The organism is Leptothoe kymatousa TAU-MAC 1615 (genome assembly GCF_018739865.1).
Taxonomy (GTDB): Bacteria; Cyanobacteriota; Cyanobacteriia; order Phormidesmidales; family Phormidesmidaceae; genus Leptothoe; species Leptothoe kymatousa.
Genome location: NZ_JADOER010000004.1, coordinates 862,936 through 878,123 on the forward strand (window position 1 = coordinate 862,936; position 15,188 = coordinate 878,123).

The 15,188-nt window shown below is 50.8% G+C and carries 12 protein-coding genes; 5 read left to right on the forward strand and 7 right to left on the reverse strand.

Translation table 11 applies throughout. The features are described from left to right. Positions 1-107 precede the first annotated feature (107 nt). From IXB28_RS06040 to IXB28_RS06050, 3 genes are all read right to left on the reverse strand, one after another. Complete coding sequence (locus tag IXB28_RS06040; protein WP_246559631.1) at positions 108-1,397, reverse strand: di-heme oxidoreductase family protein; 1,290 nt, start codon at positions 1,395-1,397, stop codon at positions 108-110. A 369-nt stretch (positions 1,398-1,766) separates the two neighbouring features. After that, a complete protein-coding gene (locus tag IXB28_RS06045; RefSeq protein ID WP_215617634.1) occupies positions 1,767-2,783 on the reverse strand; it encodes an imelysin family protein in 1,017 nt (338 codons plus the stop codon). Positions 2,784-3,562: 779 nt separating this feature from the next. Then, entirely contained in the window at positions 3,563-4,267 is a 705-nt protein-coding gene (locus IXB28_RS06050) for a pirin family protein (RefSeq protein ID WP_215617635.1), read from the reverse strand. A gap of 143 nt (positions 4,268-4,410) precedes the next feature. On the opposite strand from IXB28_RS06050, the gene IXB28_RS06055 reads away from it, so the two are divergent. The 3 genes from IXB28_RS06055 to IXB28_RS06065 all read left to right on the forward strand — a co-directional run bounded on the left by IXB28_RS06055 (position 4,411) and on the right by IXB28_RS06065 (position 6,854). Continuing rightward, positions 4,411-5,301, forward strand: coding sequence for a LysR family transcriptional regulator (locus IXB28_RS06055; protein WP_215617636.1), 891 nt, complete (start codon positions 4,411-4,413; stop codon positions 5,299-5,301). 266 nt (positions 5,302-5,567) lie between these two features. Beyond that, positions 5,568-5,759 (forward strand): hypothetical protein, encoded by a 192-nt coding sequence (locus IXB28_RS06060; RefSeq protein ID WP_215617637.1) that lies wholly within the window; start codon positions 5,568-5,570, stop codon positions 5,757-5,759. A gap of 243 nt (positions 5,760-6,002) precedes the next feature. Next, the gene (locus IXB28_RS06065; RefSeq protein WP_215617928.1) at positions 6,003-6,854 is read left to right on the forward strand and encodes a DUF4114 domain-containing protein; all 852 of its coding nucleotides are present in this window, start codon (positions 6,003-6,005) and stop codon (positions 6,852-6,854) included. 153 nt (positions 6,855-7,007) lie between these two features. Here IXB28_RS06065 and IXB28_RS06070 read toward each other — a convergent pair whose 3' ends face one another. Beyond that, on the reverse strand, positions 7,008-7,442 hold the full coding sequence (locus tag IXB28_RS06070) for a hypothetical protein (RefSeq protein WP_215617638.1): 435 nt from the start codon (positions 7,440-7,442) through the stop codon (positions 7,008-7,010). A gap of 129 nt (positions 7,443-7,571) precedes the next feature. Here IXB28_RS06070 and IXB28_RS06075 point away from each other — a divergent pair, with 129 nt between their 5' ends. Further along, the gene (locus IXB28_RS06075; RefSeq protein WP_215617639.1) at positions 7,572-8,300 is read left to right on the forward strand and encodes an aspartyl/asparaginyl beta-hydroxylase domain-containing protein; all 729 of its coding nucleotides are present in this window, start codon (positions 7,572-7,574) and stop codon (positions 8,298-8,300) included. Between the two features lie 54 nt (positions 8,301-8,354). Here IXB28_RS06075 and IXB28_RS06080 read toward each other — a convergent pair whose 3' ends face one another. Further along, positions 8,355-8,843, reverse strand: coding sequence for a sterol desaturase family protein (locus tag IXB28_RS06080; protein WP_215617640.1), 489 nt, complete (start codon positions 8,841-8,843; stop codon positions 8,355-8,357). 129 nt (positions 8,844-8,972) lie between these two features. On the opposite strand from IXB28_RS06080, the gene IXB28_RS06085 reads away from it, so the two are divergent. Beyond that, the gene (locus tag IXB28_RS06085) at positions 8,973-10,664 is read left to right on the forward strand and encodes a GH3 auxin-responsive promoter family protein (RefSeq protein ID WP_215617641.1); all 1,692 of its coding nucleotides are present in this window, start codon (positions 8,973-8,975) and stop codon (positions 10,662-10,664) included. Here IXB28_RS06085 and IXB28_RS06090 read toward each other — a convergent pair. Then, complete coding sequence (locus IXB28_RS06090) at positions 10,641-13,004, reverse strand: EAL domain-containing protein (protein ID WP_274609659.1); 2,364 nt, start codon at positions 13,002-13,004, stop codon at positions 10,641-10,643. The two genes, IXB28_RS06085 and IXB28_RS06090, sit on opposite strands and share 24 nt — an antisense overlap. Positions 13,005-13,047: 43 nt before the next feature. Further along, on the reverse strand, positions 13,048-15,188 hold a 2,141-nt coding region (locus tag IXB28_RS06095), incomplete at its 5' end, for an AAA family ATPase (RefSeq protein ID WP_246559632.1).

Genomic DNA, 15,188 nt, shown 5'->3' on the forward strand with positions numbered 1-15,188 from the left:
TAAATAACAACGCCCGCAGCTAAATTTAGCTGCGGGCGTTGCTGATGGATTTCCCTTTTATGGCTTGGCGCACAGCAAACTGCTGCATGCATCCAGCCTATCCAGGTCTATAGGGACTGTAGGAAGCGCACAAGGGCTGCACGGTCTTCTGCGGACATGTTAGCAAAGGCCGTTTTGGAGCCTTCGGCTTCGCCACCGTGCCAAAGAATCGCTTCTTCGAAGGTGCGCGCACGACCATCGTGTAGATAGCCGGAGTAGGGCAGCACGGTTTGGGCTAGACCCACACCCCAAAGGGAGGGGGTGCGCCATTCCTTACCATTGGCCTCAAAGTCAGCGCGGTTATCTGCCAGTTCATCCCCCATGTCATGGAGCAACATGTCGGTGTAGGGATGGATGTCTTGGTTTTCGAGGGCAGGATATTTGTGGCTGCCGGTGCGGAAACTAGACACGTGGCAAGTGGCGCAGCTAGCGTCGGTAAACAGCTTTTCGCCGCGTTGCACTTGGGGATCGTCCATTAGCGTGCGGGCTGGGGCTGCTAGGGTTTGGGCATAGGCTGCCGCTAGGACTAGCTTTTCGTTGTCAATCTCGGCGGAGCCGTCTTCTCCTGGGAACATGGGGCTAGTGACACCCATGTCGTTAAGGTAAGCGTCTGCGCTTTGCTGTAGGAGATTGGGCACGTTGGCCTTCCAGCCAAAGCGGCCTAGGGCCACGTCCTTGGTCTGTTCGTCCCACACCTGGTTAGGACGGCCAGAAATGCCGTCGCCATCACGATCGTTCGGATCGGCGAGGGCCAGGATATCTTCCTCGGGAATGGCTTCTAGTAGGCCTAGACCGTATACGTGGGGAGGAATGCGGGGTGAAACTTGGACCGTATCGGGCAGGGCTTCGCCGTTGGGTAGGGTGACGTTAAATTGGGGCGATCGCAATCGGTAAGGGGTGCCATCTGCGTAGTTGCCGGCTTCCTCTTTCCACAGGATGTCCACCTTGGCTTCTGGGGTTTCACCCACGATGCTAAAGTCTTGGATCTGATTGCCTAGGCCCGCCACGGGTGGGGCATTTTTCAGATCGCTAGCTTTGCCTGACTGGTGGGCCGCCATGGCTTCACCATCGGTAACCCGCAGCAAGAGCTGACCGGGCTCAGGCATGCCCCGGCCGTTGCGGATGTGGCAGCTAACGCAGGACGCATTGTTGAATACTGGCCCAAGACCTGAACTTTCGGTGCCTGGTGTGGAAACAAAGGCTTCCTCAAATACCTCATCGCCGAGGTCGTGATCTTCGGTTTCCCATTCAATTAAGTTGGGGGGAGCCTCCTCATAGGCGCTGGAGGTGCGGTTAAACGTTGTGGCGTCGCCCGCAGCCGGGGACATTTGGGCATGGACAGCGCTGGAGAGAAGCATGCCTCCTAGGGCCGTTAACACAGTTGTTAGTAAGACAACTAGGCCGAATCGTAAGCGCTTGGAAACAGCACTTAAGGATCGTCGAAATTGCATATTCAAAGCGGTTGGTAGATTACACGGGCAGCAGGTCTAAACACTGGCGTTGCTGATCCTCGTGATGATTCCAATGGCTAGATTCAGACCGATAAGTCAGGATCACAGATTGTTTCATCCTCAAAATCAACAACGGCAAAACCTAGCTGCATTGACTACAACATCAAGTTGTAAAACAGTTAAAAGTGATGTCCCTGTTGGTATTATTACCCGAATCAGACTGCTAGATGTCTAGTATTGCTGACAGGCTGTTTGGGGCGGCTAAATCAGCAAACGCTAATTTTTTACCAAGGGCAACACTTCGGTCTCTAATAGTTCAAAGGCCAGTTCCAGTGAAGACTGGGCCTCGACTAGTGAGGTGGTATTGCTGGGATCGGCCATGGCCTGTTCGATGCCGTCTAGGGCCACGGTCAAAGAGGTTTGAATTTGGCTGTCGATGTCTGGATTTGCGATCGCAACCAGTTCACTCACACCAATGGTTGTCTCATTAGGTGACTCCACAGTGCCTAAATAGGCCGATTGAATCCCTTGCAAGCTACTGGTCAGCAGCTGAAGCGTCATCTCATCGGGGGCTTCTGCCAGGGTGGTGGATGTTTCTAAAAGATCGGGCAGTTCTTCCCCGGCAACAACATCTAAGCTGTTGATGATGGTGCGAATAATTTCCTCAGACCCCGCCTGCACGGATAGATAGGTCGAATTTCCAGGACTGCCTGCCGTAGAGAGCAACGTGCTATAGGCCGGATAGTTGTTCCAGCCCCCTTGCCAAACCGCCAAGATATCCCCCGTCACCGCTTGGGCCCTAGTGGCCAGGGCGGTTAAATAGCGTCGTTCTTGGGCAGAAAAATCAGCCGCCGTTTTCTCGTCTGCTGTTGCCAACACATAGGCAATGGCCTCAAAGCCCTGCAACGATGGCAACAAGGCCGCTACGTTAAACTCTTCTGTCTCTGTTGCGTTGGCCAGCAGCAAATCTATACCGGTTTCATCTACAGGAGATTCTAGGGCGGTGCTATAGCCCAGGGAGTGCACCGGACCAAATGCGATCGCATTGCTGCTGGTCCATTGAGATAGTGTGTCCAACCAAGCAGCGCGCACGGCCCCTAGATTGTCCTCCGTGGGGTCCGCTTCAAATGCCTGGGCCGTTTGCACCAGCACATCCATCCGCAGTCCCAGCGCCTGGTATCCAGGAATAATGACTTCATTTGAGAACTGCTGATTGAGCTGTGCCATGGTGGCTTGGATATCGGGCGCTGCATAGCTGGCTCCAGCCCCGAAGACTAACGTAGAGACTCCCACCGCACCTAAAAAGTGCGTGACCCCCCTGATGGGCCATGGGCGCTTTTGACTAACTAAATTTGTTGGCATGATGCACGTGATCTTCGTAACGACTTTAGGCTTAATATGAATGACTAAGCAATAGCCACTCACCTTAATCCTGTTCCATTACCGATTCATAAATGGGCTCATGGCGATTGCTTCTGTAGGATATAAACTCGCAAGGCATGCAGATGCATCTGAGCCGCGAAAATATACCGAAAATCAGCAATGCCGATTCATTTATGGAAGTAATCGATTAGCTGGAAAATACAACACAAATTGTGTGTATGTACCATAATTAGAACCTATTAATAAAATACTATGAAGTCCCCTTTATATTGAAGCGATTGTTACAGATACTTCTGTTTTAGGCCCTGGGGTTAAAACTAATCTCAAGGAAGCCCAAAACCTTTGTTCTCAAGGTTTAGAGTCCTATCTTAAAGACCAAAAAATATTTATTTTTATGGGAAGATATGGGAAATACCTATGCCGGATGCAGTATCTTACTATACTTCCTCAACTTGAGGTTTGTTTGGCGCTGAAATTTGCAACAAACAATATAAATAACAGCGGTAACTTCATGAAATCTAAAAAATAACTGGGATAGTGATTGTTATTGATGGAATGACCCTGGTCGGAAGGCGCTGACCCCAGAACTACATACTCCGGGGTCAGTATCCCCCCTTGTCTGACGATGGGATCATGGGGGTGCGATCGCTATGGATGTGCTGTTTGTTATTAGCACGATCTATATGACCCTAGGCGGGCATATCAAATAACAAAATCTCCGCATCATCTGTTTGGCCAACCATCGTCAGGTTTGTGGCCGCTGTTATTGCGGCCCCATCACCGGCGCTCAACGCCTGTTCCCCTAGTTGGATATTGCCCCGAACGATTTGGAGCCACATAATCCGATGGTCGGGTACAGGGTGGCTGAGCCGTTGCTTAGCGTTAAGCTGGGCTGCGTACAGGTTTAGGTCCTGATGGATGGTAATAGACCCTGCCCGACCATCGCGGGAGCCCACTAAGCGTAGGGTATTTTGTTTCTCCTCCGGGCCAAAGTAAATTTGTTCATAGCCGGGGTCAATCCCCTTTTGTTCAGGGAGTACCCAAATCTGGAGAAAGTGAACCGCTGCCTCTTTGGACGCATTGTATTCACTGTGGCTAATGCCGGTTCCAGCAGACATGCGCTGGACATCCCCAGGCTTAATGATGGACCCATTGCCGATGCTGTCCTTATGTTCTAAAGCACCATCAATGACATAGGAAATAATCTCCATGTCTCGGTGGCTATGGGTGGCAAACCCTTGCCCGGGGGCAACTTTATCTTCATTAATCACCCGCAGATTGCCAAAGCCCATGTGGGCAGGGTCGTAATAATTGCCAAATGAAAATGTGTGGCGGCTATCTAGCCAACCAAAATTAGCATTGCCCCGTTCCGATGCTCGTCGAATTGTGATCATGGTTGACCTCCCGTTGCAGGGTTGCAGTACGGTTGAACGTTGATTTCATTATGGATTGATATTTATAAAATGACAATAGCCATTTTTGTGGACGTATTGTATCTTTTTGGGCGACAATGCTGCTGTTGGACTATTGCCTCAGCATGGATAAGTTTGCCGCCATGCACGCCTTTGTGCGTGTAGTTGAAGCCAAGGGGTTTGCTGCCGCTGCTCGGGAAATGGGCATGTCTCGTTCAGCCATTAATAAACTGGTGATTGGCCTAGAAACGGAGCTGGGGGTGCGGTTGCTGCAACGGAGCACCCGCCGAGTTTCGCCTACGGCCACAGGGACTGCTTTCTATCAGCGGTGTTTGGGGATTTTGGCCGATTTAGAAGAAGCCGAATTGGCCCTATCCCAAGCCCAGGCAGAGCCCGTCGGCCCTTTGCGCATCAATGCCCCCATGACCTTTGGCACGATGCACCTGGGGCCGATCCTGGCGGAGTTTATGGCTAACTATCCTGGGGTGCAGGTGCAGCTAACGTTGGCAGACCGGTTTGTGGATCCGCTGGCAGAAGGCTTTGACCTGACCGTGCGGATTGCCAAATTAGAAACAGCACCGCCGCGGTTAGTGGCCCATGAACTCACCCCCTTGCCCCGTTTGCTCTGTGCCGCCCCTGGGTATTTGGAACGCCACGGTATGCCTAAAACAGTGCAGGACCTAAAGGACCATAGCTGTTTAGCCTATGGCGAACTGGCCAATCGCCATGGCTGGATTTTAGAAAATGCCGGTGAAGAGATTGATATTAATATCAGCGGCGCCATGTGTTCCAATAATGGTGAAGTGCTTCGGGATGCTGCCATTCAAGGGTTGGGGATTGTGTTGTTGCCCCGGTTTATGGTTCAAGCCAGTCTGGACTGTGATGCCTTGAGAGAGATTGCCCTCAACTATCGGCCCACAGCCCTATCCCTTTGGGTGATGTATCCCACAAATCGACATTTATCAACAAAAGTGCAGCTGTTGACATCTTTTTTGCAGCAGCGGTTTAGCGATTAATGGCTTGTGTTCCGGCGATGGGGGCGTAATGCTGCGGACGAAGAGAGCTGGAGCCATTTCCCAAGGGTAAAAGCACTGACCCCAAGGGTAAAAGTACTGAACAGGAACTATGTTTTGTTATCTAAAAAATAGTTTCTATTTTTCAGGGCCTTAACCATGTTGGGCCTGTCGTGGGTTCTACGGAGTCTGCATCATGGGTTGCCCAAAGAGGACATATCCAATGTTGTAGATGATGCATGCGCCATCAGGGATTCCGTGAATGATTCATGGTTTTATTAGGTCTTTTGGCTTTCTTTTTAATGTGCTTGAAGTGCTTTTGGGAGCGTGAATTTCTGGTGGCGCTGATTGATTTTTTTTGTTTTCTTGATGCCTGTTTGCCAAACTTTAATACTACGGTTATAAAACAGCCTGAAAACTCAGTAAACACCACAGGTGGGAAAGTGATGAAAGATACGTAGTCTGGCGGACGTGGATGGTTGCTGTTGTTCAGCATACTGAATGTGTTCGAACGCATAGAGTTACTGATTTAGAGCCGTCGGAACAGTTTTATCCCTGCTAAATGGATTGTAGGAATGCTGAGGTTTCCTGCCGTCGATGGCGCTAGTGCATCCTCTAAATCTGCTCATAACTTGGTTGCCCGTATTCTACGTTTTCTCCTGTTACATCTTTAGTCATTGTCCATAGTGTTGAAGCAGCCTATTATGAATCGTCATTTTCTTTTGTCTGGTCTAGTTACATTAGCGGGGACTGTTGCGGCCTTTATGCCAACGGCTGCCCACGCCTATAGCTTTGGTGGTCCACTAACCAACAGCGCTAGGGACTTGCTGGCGATGGATGCAAGTGCTACAGGCTATGACGCGCATTACAGCGAAGTCAAGAGCGCGTACCTCAACCAGGCGTCAGATTATTCTTTGGGCTTTGATGACTGGGTCACAATGACTGGGTTGATTTACGATCAACATGTTGAGGGAGTTAAGCAGGAGAGTCTTAATAGCATTGGCCTGGAGACCCTAACTTGGGAAGCGGGCGCCAATGATGTGGAAGTCTTCTTTGTGAATGAAGGTGCTGGCTACTGGAACCAATTTGGTTATGGTGTGGATGTGACATCTCCTGTAACTTCGTTTAACAACAGTGAAGTAACAACTATTTGGAATTCCCTGGCATCGGTTAATAGTGCGTTTGCCAATGGTGGCAGCATGAGCTTGGGTGAAGGCTATAAAATTGGCGATGTGTCTGAGGGCGACACGCTTGACTTCTTCTTGAGAAATGGCCCAGGCAATGTTTTTGATAGCCTAGCTGCCTCTGAGACTGCTAATGCTGATGGCTTGCAGCATGTTTCCACCTACCAGCACAACGACTTTTTGGTCTTGGCCTATGAGGACCTCTATGGCGGTGGTGACGAAGACTACAATGACGTTGTTATTGCTGTTCGTGGTCTGAAGGATACTGAAATTACTGAAGCGGATGCTGCGGATGTGCCTGAGCCTTCTGCTGCCCTAGCACTGCTGGGTCTGAGCTTTGCTGGCAAATTGCTGAAGCGTAAGCAGGGGTAATTGAGTTGCGCCATGGGCGCTGAAAAGCTGAAGCGTAAGCAGGGGTAATTGAGTTGCGCCATGGGCGCTGAAAAATTGACCTAGGGACGATGGACGAAGCGGTCTGCTGACAGAATTCAGCAGACCGCTTTTAGCATTGTTAGCCCACAGGGCCTATCCTTTGGGCAAGCGATCGCAAACAAATTCTTCCATTTCCTCGTATAGAAACTGCAGCTTTAGGCCAGATTCAATATCCGAGGCTTGACCGCTCAGTTCCATCAATTCCCCCACACGATTGGCAATCAGTTCACTGGAGCCGCGCAGGGTATTGGGGGTGATGCCCCCTCGGCGACCCGCTTCCAAAAAAGTAGCTTCCAAATCCTCTCGCAAATAGGCCGGATTAATAATGCCGTTGGGAAAGCTCACCGCCAAATAAGCCCGGCATTCCAGCTCCATGCGATCCGCTCTGTCCCCCAGCATGACTGAGTAACCCTCTTGATTGACAGTGGTTTCCACCTCGGGGGTATTTTCCACCGGAATTACCTGGGCCAACGCGGGGGCAACACACACTGTGCAAGTACCAAGGATAGAAAGCAAAAGCGATTTCATAGGGAAACGGGTATATGCATACTGGGATGAGGACTTAACCCGATACTATATATCTTTACGCTGGGTTAACTATGAAATTAGCCCAGTTTTTAGATTGTTCTTTAGCTTATCTTAATATCCTTGGAGGTCATGCAGTTTACGCCCCCCCAAAGCCCAGAAACCCCGATCCATCCAATTTTTGATCGTCCCTGGTACCGTCGATTTGAAGCCTGGTTGGGGGATTCTTCTCCCCTGGGTAATCGGCCCATATTTTCGCCGGACACATTTCCCTGGGCGGCTGACCTTGAGCAAAACTGGACCACCATTCGTCAAGAGTTAGACCAGGTGCTGGCCGATGTCAATGGGTTGCCCAGCTTCCAGGACATTATGCCTCGGCAAAACCGCATTAGCCCCGACGATAAGTGGAAGACCTATTATTTCTGTGCCTTTGGGTTTGTTGCCACTAAAAACTGTGAGCAATGTCCCCGCACCTGGCAGCTGCTAAAGGATATTCCTGGGCTAAAGGTGGCGTTTTTCTCGATTTTGGCACCGGGTAAACATATTCCTGAGCACCGGGGTAAGCACAAGGGGCTAATTCGCTATCACCTGGGGCTGCGGGTGCCGGAACCCAAGGAAAAGTGCCGCATTCGGGTGGACGACACCATCACCCATTGGCAGGAGGGCAAAAGTCTGATTTTTGACGACACTTACTACCATGAGGTGTGGAACGACACCGATGGCTATCGGGTGGTGCTATTTCTCGATATCGAACGGCCCTTTGCCTTTCCACTGTCGTGGGTGAATGGGGCGGTCTCGAAGATTTTGACCCTGTCGCCCCAGGTAAAACAGGCCAAAGAAAACTACGAGAAGTTTAGCTAGTAGGGGGCGTTGCCACCCTACGGTTCGGGGCATGCAATGGCCCGACTCGATGCCCTACCACCAGCGTACGGCCAGCATGGACGCTGCGGGGATGTCATCTTCAGCGGGCCATTCAACGGGCTTGTAGGTGCCAAAAAGGTGGTCCCACCAGTCGACGCCCAGGCCAAAGTTGTGGTTCCACATGCCGTATTTGTGGTGCACATAATGGACCGGCATCTTCATCCAGAAGCATTTGCGAGGGTTTTCGTGCTGTAGCTGGTGGGCATAGGCGGAAAAGGCGGCATACACGATTGCGCCAGCGGCCCAGCCTAGGCCAAAGGTGAGGGAAAAGATAAAGGGAATGGCCATTGCGATCGCGCTGCCCAGCACATAGTCCCGAAATTCCCACAGCACCCCCTGGCCTTCATTGCGGCGGTGATGGTCTCGGTGGCGCTGGCCAATTTTGGCAGACACATGCATGAGCCGATGCAGCCAGTATTCAACGAAACTAGCGAACACAAAGGCCGCAACAAAGCTAATGGCAAGTAGAAAAGGCTGGGGCATTGGTCACTCCGAACAGGATAAATGCAGATAACGACAGGGGAAAACAAAGGTCAAAGCCAATAAGCCCACTGCTTCATCTTATTATTGTGAAACATTTTTAAGTTTACAAGACGGATTGTGAAGTAGCGTATGGCCCAGCCAGTCTTATCGGTGTTTGCGATGGCTGCCCAGTGGCAGCAGCGGGCCTTTACCCGCCAGTTGCCAAAGGCCGCAGATATCCAAGCCAAGTTTCTACAAACGCTGCTTAAAGAACAGCAAGATACCGCCCTAGGGCAGGCCCTTAGGCTAGATCAAATCAGCAATATCGAAGAATTTCGCCAACGGGTGCCCCGCTGGACCTACGCCGGCTATGCCCCCTATTTTGAGCGAGCGGCCGCTGGTGAGGGCAATGTGGTGTCTCCCCTGCCGGTGCAGGTCTTTAACATGAGCAGCGGTTCCACCGGTAGCCGCAAGCTGGTGCCCATTACCAAGCGGGTTCAGCGGACCCGGGCCTATGCCAACCAGGTGGCCATGGGCTACGCCTTTGAGCAGTCCCGCGCTCAAAACCATGCCGTGGGGCAGCTGCTGTTGACCACTTTAATTAACCCCTTGGGCAAAACCGATGGCGACATCACCTATGGCCATGTCAGCGGTAACCAGCTACGCACCACCCATCCTTTGGTTTACAACCAGCTATTTGCCCAGCCCTACGATGCGCTCCACATTAGCGACACCGCTGCGCGCAACTATGTGTGTTTGCTATTTGGCCTACGTCAGGCCCAGCTCACCTACATGGCGGCCAATTTTCCGTTGATTATGCTGCAGCTGTGCGCCTATCTCGAACGGTTTAGCGCGTCTTTGGTGGACGACATAGGTCGTGGCACCCTATCGCCAGATCTTGATCTATCGCCAGCCCTACGGCAGTCCTTAGAAAAGCGTCTATCGCCCCAACCCCAGCGGGCCCGGCAGCTACAAAAGCTGCTCCAGACCCACGGTCGATTGTTGCCCCAGCATGTGTGGCCGAACCTGGCATTTTTGATTACGGCCCGGGGTGGCCCATCGGACTTTTACTTTGAGCGCTTTGGGGACTATTTTGGCAATCTGCCCATTTTTGGTGGCACCTATTCTGCCTCGGAGGCGGTTTTTGGTAGCTACTGTCGGCTCAATGCCGATGGCGCCATTTTGGCGATAAAAACTAACTTTTTTGAGTTTGTTGCTCCGGATCAGTGGGATCAGGAGACCCCTAAAACCCTGTTGCCCCATGAGTTAGAAGTGGGAGAACATTACCGAGTGTTGGTGACCAACTATTCTGGCTTTTGCCGGTATGACATTGGGGATGTGCTCCAGGTGGTAGACATGCGCCATGGGGTGCCGGTGATTGTGTTTCGCTATCGCCAGGGGGGCACATTGTCGGCCATTTCTGAAAAGACAACGGAATACCATGTGTCCCAGGTGATGGCGGTGTTGCAGGAGAAACTGCCTGTGGAAGACTTTTGTGTGACGTTGTCGGAGTCCTTGGTGGAGCCCTACTATGTGTTGAATGTGGAGTTGGCAACGGCCGCGAGTGAGTCTGAGCTACACCATTTGTTGCAGGGGTTTGATGTGCAGATGCAGCGGGCCAATGAGTCCTATGGGCTGAAGCGTCAGAAAAATGATATTGTTGCGCCCCGGCTGAATGTGCTGGCCCCAGGGAGTTTTAAGCAGCTACGTCAGCAGCGACTAAAGCCCGGTAGCTCCGATGATGCCCAGGTGAAATTGAGCCACATTAGTAGCGATCGCACCCTCTTAGATAACATTCGCATTACCCACCAGTTGTCCTTAGGCCATAAACCGATGTTCTAACTCCTTTGCCGGGATTGGCTTTGCCCAAAGATATCCCTGTCCCCAAGCACAGCCAAGCGCTTTCAATATCTCTCGCTGTTCAACGGTTTCAATGCCTTCTGCCACAATAGTTAAATTTAGGGCATGGGCTAAGTCAATAATTGTTTTTACTAACGTATAGTGTTGCGGAGTCTGCTGCATATCTCTGACAAAGGACTTATCAATTTTGAGGCCGTCGCAACAGATTTGGCATAGATAGCTTAAGGATGAATAGCCTGTGCCAAAGTCATCTAGCTGGATGGACACTCCCAACTTTTTTAGATATTGAATCGGCGTATCATTGTCGAGGGTGTTGTTTAATAGTGTGTCTTCAGAGATTTCTAGTTTGAACCAATGGCCATCTTGACCGGCGAGACCCTGTTTTATGGCGCTCAGCAATTTGGGCGTGCCCCAGTTTTGGGCAGATACATTCACACCCATCATTAGGGCGCGGTCTGGATATTGATTTCGCCATTGGAAGTATTGGTGGCACGCTGTTTTAATCACCCAGGCATCTATTTGGGGCATTAGCGTTAGATCTTCTGCAATGGGAATAAAAGCAGGAGGATTTAGTAGCCCTTTGGCGGGATGGTGCCAGCGTAGCAGTGCTTCTACGCCGACAATTGTTTCGCTATCAATGTCTACAATGGGTTGATAGTACAGTTCAAATTGGTTGTGGGTTAATGCCTGGCGTAAATCGGCTTCCATTTCTATGGTGGCCATGGCCCGTTGATGTAGGCCCTCGTTATATACCCGATGGCAGGCTTTGCCAGAGGCTTTGGCTTGATACATGGCTAAATCTGCATTGCGAATTAGCTGATCGGCCATGGCGATAGAATCTTGGGGTAAATTAAACGTTTCGCTGGTGGTTTCTGGTGGGTTAGCAAAGGCCACTCCGATGCTGGCACTGGTGCGTAATTGATAGTTTTCAAAGGGAATGGGTACTTGGATGGCGGCCTGGATGCGATCGCAAATTACTAAATCTTCAGCATCCTCAGTGCCTTCCCTTAAAATGGCAAATTCATCGCCCCCAAATCGGGCCAGCATGTCTTGAGCCTGCAGACACGTATGCATTTGCTGTGCCACTCGTTTCAACAGGTGATCGCCTGCACGATGCCCCAAGGAATCATTGATCGACTTAAACCGATCTAGATCTAAAAATAGAACAGTTAGGGGGGCTTTATGGGTGAGGGCCTCTTCCAAACGCTTCATAAACAATGTGCGATTGGGCAGTTCAGTCAGCGGATCGTAGAGCAGTGCCCCCTCAAGCAACTGGGCCTGAAGCTTACGTTGTTGAGAAACATCATTGAGACATAGCACATATCCCAGGGGACGCGATTTACTAAAGGCTCGTCCCTTGGAAATTGTTGTCTGGGTAATATGCCAGTGGGTATCTAAATTTTGGCACTCTGTTACACCGTTTTGCCTTAGGGTTGTCCAATCTGTTTTGGTGATAAACGGCAAAATAGAATCGATGTCCGTCATCAGGTGGTTGCCAGAAAGGCCTAAACTCGTTGCTGCCAAAGAATTATATTCTAGTAGTTGGTGCCTATGGTTTACCACGATCATGGAGAGTTCCAGGCTTTCAAAAATTTTTCGATAGGCTAGGGGAGACGTTGGTGACAATCGTCGTCGTGATATTTGAAAGGTGTAAATAATGCAGCATAGGGTGAAGCCTATGGGGGTGATGTCAAACGATCGAAAGTCTTGCCACAGTGGCGACAGGGTGAAGTAAATAATCCCTTCTAGGAATAGTCTGGTCCAGATGAGTAAGTAAAATTCCCAGCGCTGGGTGGCCGGTGCATTGACCGCAGTGGATATTAACCATATCAGCCCAACAAAGGTGAAAATATAGTTATAGGGAACAAAAACAGTTTGATACCATTGCCCTGTGCCATATTGCACTGAGGTTATGCCCGATATTTGGTTAATGCCTTCGATGCTCCACATCCATGGTTGGGATGCTGGATGCCAGGTAATCAAAATAGTGGCAATGGGGATTACAAATAGAAGACTTTGCCACTGGCGAAATCGATAGCCGATGCGGCCTAATACGAACAAAAGCCAAGCTGGGACTAGCAGGGCAAGGGGAATAACTTGCACCCGCAGTAAATGACTGACGCTTTCTGGGGTGTGGTATAGGTGGGCTAAACTGTAGGAGCTGGCCCACAAGGCTCCTAATCCTAATACGAGATGGCTACGCCAGCTAACAGCCTCGGTTTGATTGCGAGGGTACAAAATTATGATTGCAGCGCATATTAATCCAGCTATACAGTTTGCGATCGCATATACGGGAACCGACAAAGCATATAACTGGGACATCTAAGCTTTGACCTTTGAAAACACCTGGGGTTAAGTGTCGCATTTATTCGTTGCAATTTTCCAATACCCAACGGCGGAATAAAGGAACAATAATGCGCCAGTGAGATTTTTTTTCCGTGACAACGTCATGGCGTTTTAACATATCCAGGGCGGCAACAACTTCTAGCTTTTGTAGGTGTGTTTTTCTAGCAATGGCCTCATAGGGTAGCCCGTTGGGGTCATCTGCCAATGCCCTGAGGACGGGCTGTTGGTGCTCTGTGTCCTGGCCTGCCTGGTTCCAGACCCCTGTGAAGTAATAGCGACCTTTGCGGAATAGGTCGCTGTCTTCGGTGACGTGGCGTAGGTCGTCTGGGCTAAAGCTGGAGGGACGGTCGGTGTTTTGCTCGAAGCGTTGGTGGTTGTAGAGGCGCACCAGCTGGAAGCCTAGGAGCTGGGCGAGGTAGGGTTGGCCAGCGGTGAGGCTATAGATTTCGTCGAGGACGCCGGGGGCATAGTCGAGGGTGAAGTCGGGGTTAGGGTTGGCAACTAGCTGGCGGGTGGCAGCCTGGCTAAGGTAGTTGACGTGGATGGGGGGAGCCATGCTGCTAAAGAAGGGATGAAAATAGTCAGCGTTCATTTCTTCAAGGGTATGCAGACCAGCAAAGGCGAAGCCAATTCGAGGGCTGAGATGGAGAAAGCTACGTAGGACATTCAAAAATTTATCAGGAAGACTGCCCGCTTCAATCAGTTCTTCAAGTTGTTCAAATTCGTCTAGGGCAATAATTAAACCATCCCCTTTCAGATGTTTAATAACACGATGTAAATAGCGTTCAAATGTGATTTTGGGTAAACGCAGTATCTCATCATCACTAGGTGCCGGTAACCCAACCGTTCTAGCGATGGCATCGCTTATGGTAATCAGAACTTCGCTAGTGCCTTCAGTTACGTGACCAAGGGAAAGAAGATTTATATAGGCAACTTTTGGGTTGTTGCCAAGGCAGCGGGAGAGGTTGCGTAGGATAGAGGTTTTGCCCATGCGGCGGTGGCCATAGAGCACCACGGACTGCAGCTGGTTACTGGAAAGCCATAGTTCTTGAAGCTGTTTAAGGATGTCTTCGCGACCGACAAAAAGGTCTCCTTCGACCGGGTCGCCAGCCACATAGGGGTTAGCAACGGGTTGGCTATAGTCAACTTCCCCCACATCGGCTGCGAGTTCAAGGAAATCATCTCGCCAGCTTTTAGCAATGTCGAGAATCAGTTTTTTTTCGGCATTGGGTAAGTCGTCGGGCTGGTCGAGAATATTGACTAGGGCACCCAGGGCACGGTTGAGGGCTAGGGAGCGGGTGGAGCGGGAGTAGCTCTGGAGCATCAGCTGTGCATTGTCCGCCGCGTGGCGGAGCTGGGCCATGGCTTGCCATGTGTTGGGGCGCAGCAATGGCCCTGCCGGGAGCTGATGGTTGGCAATGGTGGCTTTTTGGTCTAGGGTTTTGGCATTTTGGGCCGTGGTGAGGCAGCAGGCAAGCTGGTACATCTCTTCCCCATAGCGGATATCTTGCACCCGGTTAAAGGCTTTAGCCGCTTCAGCCGGGGATTTTTCATGAAGCAACCAAAAACCAGCGGCAACCGCTTGGTGGGGACTATCAAATCGCAGAGAAGAGTCAAAGCGCTGTTTGAGGCGTCGTTTTTCTGGAAACCAGAACAGCCCATCAATAAATTCTGCTTTTAATTTGTTGGTGAGGGACGCAGACACATACCTTAAAATATCCCAGTCAAAAGGAGCTATAGCTATTGTTGCAGTTTTAGAAAAGAGATGTTTCGCAGGGACTGTGGATAAACTCTGGTCTAGACTTTGAATAACAGGAATAAACTGTTGCGAATAGGCCAATAGCTGGTTAGCATTGTGAATTCCTGCCTCCCAATCGTCTGCCAACCAAACCCTTAGACGTTTATTTAAGTCTTTCCATGGGATATAGGTGATATGCCCGCTGATAATTGGCATGCCATAAGATTTTTTTAACCCTAAACGCCCTATCCATGCTTCAGGACGAATAATCGCAACGCCGACCGCAACGCCTCCCGCAACGCCGACCGCAACGCCTCCCGCAACGCCTCCCGCAACGCCTCCCGCAACGCCTCCCGCAACGCCTCCCGCAACGCCGACCGCAACGCCGAACGCAACGCCTCCCGCAACGCCTCCCGCAACGC

Coding starts and splice junctions, on each gene's coding strand:
- IXB28_RS06050 (WP_215617635.1), bottom strand. CDS start 4,267: ATGATCACAATTCGACGAGCATCGGAACGGGGCAATGCTAATTTTGGT.
- IXB28_RS06040 (WP_246559631.1), bottom strand. CDS start 1,397: ATGCTTCTCTCCAGCGCTGTCCATGCCCAAATGTCCCCGGCTGCGGGC.
- IXB28_RS06075 (WP_215617639.1), top strand. CDS start 7,572: ATGCAGTTTACGCCCCCCCAAAGCCCAGAAACCCCGATCCATCCAATT.
- IXB28_RS06085 (WP_215617641.1), top strand. CDS start 8,973: ATGGCCCAGCCAGTCTTATCGGTGTTTGCGATGGCTGCCCAGTGGCAG.
- IXB28_RS06080 (WP_215617640.1), bottom strand. CDS start 8,843: ATGCCCCAGCCTTTTCTACTTGCCATTAGCTTTGTTGCGGCCTTTGTG.
- IXB28_RS06060 (WP_215617637.1), top strand. CDS start 5,568: ATGGTTTTATTAGGTCTTTTGGCTTTCTTTTTAATGTGCTTGAAGTGC.
- IXB28_RS06090 (WP_274609659.1), bottom strand. CDS start 13,004: ATGTCCCAGTTATATGCTTTGTCGGTTCCCGTATATGCGATCGCAAAC.
- IXB28_RS06065 (WP_215617928.1), top strand. CDS start 6,003: ATGAATCGTCATTTTCTTTTGTCTGGTCTAGTTACATTAGCGGGGACT.
- IXB28_RS06070 (WP_215617638.1), bottom strand. CDS start 7,442: ATGAAATCGCTTTTGCTTTCTATCCTTGGTACTTGCACAGTGTGTGTT.
- IXB28_RS06055 (WP_215617636.1), top strand. CDS start 4,411: ATGGATAAGTTTGCCGCCATGCACGCCTTTGTGCGTGTAGTTGAAGCC.